This is a genomic window from Prosthecobacter sp. (assembly GCF_044373815.1).
Lineage (GTDB): Bacteria > Verrucomicrobiota > Verrucomicrobiia > Verrucomicrobiales > Verrucomicrobiaceae > Prosthecobacter.
On sequence record NZ_JBIPNG010000604.1, the window covers coordinates 1 to 3,410 of the forward strand.

Consider the following 3,410-nt stretch of genomic DNA (forward strand, 5'->3'; position numbering starts at 1 on the left):
TCCTTTCATCACTCTGCTTTCCCTCCTCGTCTTTTTGATTTCGTCCTTGGCCGCGAAGCAGCCGAACGTCGTCATCATCCTCGCGGATGATCTAGGTTATGGCGATCTCGGCTGCTATGGGCATCCGCAGATCAAAACGCCGAATCTTGACCGCATGGCGGCTGAGGGTGCCAGGCTCACGCAGTTCAACTGCCCGGCACCGTTTTGCGCACCCACGCGCGCTGCGCTGATGACGGGACGTTATCCGTTTCGTTGCGGCATGACGGCCAATCCCGCGCCAGATGGCGGACCGGTGGCAGATGCGCTGCATCTGCCTGAGAAGGAGGTCACGCTGGCGCAGGTTTTGAATTCCTCCGGTTATGCCACAGGCATGGTGGGCAAATGGCATCTCGGCCACAAAGCGGGATTCCTGCCCACAGAGCGCGGGTTCGATGAGTACTATGGCATCCCGTACTCGAACGACATGCGGCCGGTGCAGGTGCTGGAAAACACGCAGGTCATCGAATACCCCGTGGTGCAGGCCACGCTGACGCGGCGCTACACGGAGCGCGCACTGGGTTTCATCGAGCGCAGCAAGGACCGGTCCTTTTTCCTCTACCTCGCGGAGGCGATGCCGCACAAGCCGCTCGCGGCCTCCGAAGCGTTCTACAAAAAGAGCGGGGCAGGACTTTATGGTGATGCCGTGGCCGAGCTCGACTGGAGTGTCGGCCAGGTGCTGGCGAAACTGAAAGAGCTGGGGCTGGATGAAAACACGCTCGTGCTTTTCAGCAGTGACAACGGTGCTTGGTTCGGCGGCAGCACCGGAGGACTGCGCGGCATGAAGGGCTCGCAGTGGGAAGGAGGCTACCGCGTGCCGATGATCGCGCGCTGGCCCGGCAAGATCCCCGCCGGACAGGTGAGCGATCAAATGGCGATCACGATGGACCTCTTTGCCACGGTGCTGGAGGTGACGGGAGCCAAGATGCCGGACGAGCGCGTGCTCGATGGTCGCAACATCATCCCGGTGCTCACCAGCGCTGCCAAATCACCGCACGAGCACCTCTTTGGACACTTCAACTCCAAGCTGGCCAACATCCGCGATGCACGTTGGAAACTGCACGTGCTTCCAGCGAACCAGTTGAAGCTGAAACCCGGCGCGGATGGCAAATGGCTTGATCCACGCGCGCCCGATGGCGTAACGATCCTCGCGCCTTTCGAGCAGTATAACATCGACGCCTTTCCCGGCCTCAACACCGGCGATGCCGCGGCGAAGATGCAGCTCTTTGATCTGCAAAACGACCCTGGTGAGCAGCATGACGTGGCTTCGCAGCATCCTGAGGAAGTGAAGCGACTCATGGCGGCGTATGAGACGATGAACAAGGACGTTCCTGTCATCGAAGAGGTGAAACGCACGCCTTATAAAAAGTAGCAGGCGAAGCATCTGACCGCATTGCGTTGAAAGAGCGTCGCTTGATCCGCGTCCTCACACTCCCGACCATGAAACTCGCCCTGACCCTTCTCTTTGTCCTGACCCTGCATGCCTTCGCGGATCTCGCGGGCGGCAAGCCGAACATCATTCTCATCATGACGGATGACCAGGGCTACGCTCAACTCGCATGTCATGGCCATCCTTGGTTGAAGACGCCGAATCTGGACGCACTGCATGCCCAGAGCCTGCGGTTCACCCGCTTCCTCGTCAGTCCCACATGCTCGCCCACGCGCAGCGCCATCATGACGGGCCGGCATGATCTCAAAAACGGCATCACGCACACCATTCTCGAGCGCGAGCGCATGACGCTGAATGCCACCATTCTGCCGCAGGTGCTTAAAATAGCGGGCTACACCTCCGGCATCTTCGGCAAGTGGCATCTCGGAGACGAGGAAGCGTATCAGCCGAACAAGCGCGGCTTTGACGAGGCCTTCATCCACGGCGCAGGCGGCATCGGCCAGGCCTATCCCTGCTCCTGTGCGGATGCGCCGGACAACAAGTACATGGACCCCGTCATCCGTCACAACGGCAGCTTTGTGAAGACGCACGGCTTCTGCACGGACGTCTTCTTCACCGCCGCGCTCGGCTGGATGAAGCAGCAGAAGGACAGCGGCAAGCCGTTCTTCACCTACCTCACCACGAATGCTCCTCATGGCCCGTACATCGCGCCGGAGAAGAATGCGAAACGCTTCACCGATCTCGGCTTCGGCAAAGATCAGGCTGGATTCTACGGCATGATCGAGAATATCGACGAGAACATGGGCCGGCTGGCAGAGAAGCTGAAGGAGTGGGATCTGTACAAAAACACCGTTGTCATCTTCATGTCTGACAACGGCACCACGGGAGGTGGCTCCGGCACACCCGGCAATGATCTCGCACCCGGCTATCCGTTTTTCAACGGCGATCAAGTCGGCCTGAAAGGCTCCACCGATGAAGGCGGCGTGCGCGTGCCGTTCTTCATCCGTTGGGATGGACATATCAATGCTGGACGTGACATCAGCACCGTCGCCGCACACATTGATCTGCTGCCCACCTTTGCCGCGCTGGCTGGTGCAGAGTTGCCGAAGAACCAGGTGGAAGGCCGCAGCCTGCTGCCGCTGATCGAAGGCAAGGCCGACAAGTGGGAGGACCGCTTCCTCTTCACGCACGTGGCCCGCTGGCCCACGGGCACGGAACCAAACACGCAGGAATTCCTCAACTACGGCGTGCGCAACCAGCGCTTCCGCTACGTGGGTCCGCGTGGCGGTGCTGGGAATCCGAAGAAGAAACAACAAGCCGCCGCCAAGCCCACGAAAGGCGCGCTTTACGATCTCGAAGCCGATCCCTATCAGAAGACGGATGTCAGCGGTGACTACCCCGAAGTGGTGCAGAAAATGAGCGCCGCCTATGACAGCTTCTGGAAGGAAGCACGCCCACTCATGGTGAATGAAACCGCACCCATGTCGCCGACAAAGCCCTACTGGGAGCTTTATGAAAAGCAGCTCAAGTCCGGTGGCATCCCCGACTGGACGCCCCCTTCGCTTTAACTGAGCACCGCGCTGCCCTGCCGCGGCTGATACACACAGGCCGGATCTTCCGCGAAGGGATCTCCCGTCACGCCATAAGCGCGTGCCCGGGAGCCGCCGCAAACCGTGCGGAACTCGCAGCGCCCGCATTTGCCGCCCAGTGCATCGTTGTCACGCAGCGAGACGAAAAGAGGATGATGCCGGTAGATCTCGGCAGGATGCTCATCACGCACATTGCCGCAGTCGAAGGGCAAGAAGCCGCTGGGAGACACCACGCCGGTGTGGGAGATGAACATCACCCCGCGTCCATCGCGAATGCCAAGCGGTGACCGCATGCCGGGGCGCTGCCTGCCACCCGCGCCATGCTTCTGAATCAGCACACGACGGAAGTGGTGCCCCTCCGTGGTTTTGATGGCAAAGGGGGCCTTGCCAACGAG

The 3,410-nt window shown here is 60.5% G+C and carries 2 protein-coding genes and 1 pseudogene; 2 read left to right on the plus strand and 1 reads right to left on the minus strand.

All coding sequences use genetic code 11. The annotated features are described in order from the left end of the window. The coding region (locus ACIREA_RS28960; RefSeq protein WP_397385800.1) for a sulfatase at positions 1-1,408 on the plus strand (1,408 nt) is incomplete at its 5' end. A gap of 68 nt (positions 1,409-1,476) precedes the next feature. Beyond that, a complete protein-coding gene (locus tag ACIREA_RS28965; protein WP_397385801.1) occupies positions 1,477-2,994 on the plus strand; it encodes an arylsulfatase in 1,518 nt (505 codons plus the stop codon). Here the strand turns inward: ACIREA_RS28965 and ACIREA_RS28970 are convergent. Continuing rightward, a pseudogene (locus tag ACIREA_RS28970) lies at positions 2,991-3,410 on the minus strand (radical SAM/SPASM domain-containing protein); the annotation flags it as partial. The gene ACIREA_RS28965 and the pseudogene ACIREA_RS28970 overlap by 4 nt on opposite strands.

Bases quoted from the DNA above. Each gene is read 5' to 3' on its own strand.
- ACIREA_RS28965 (WP_397385801.1), top strand. From the start codon at position 1,477: ATGAAACTCGCCCTGACCCTTCTCTTTGTCCTGACCCTGCATGCCTTC.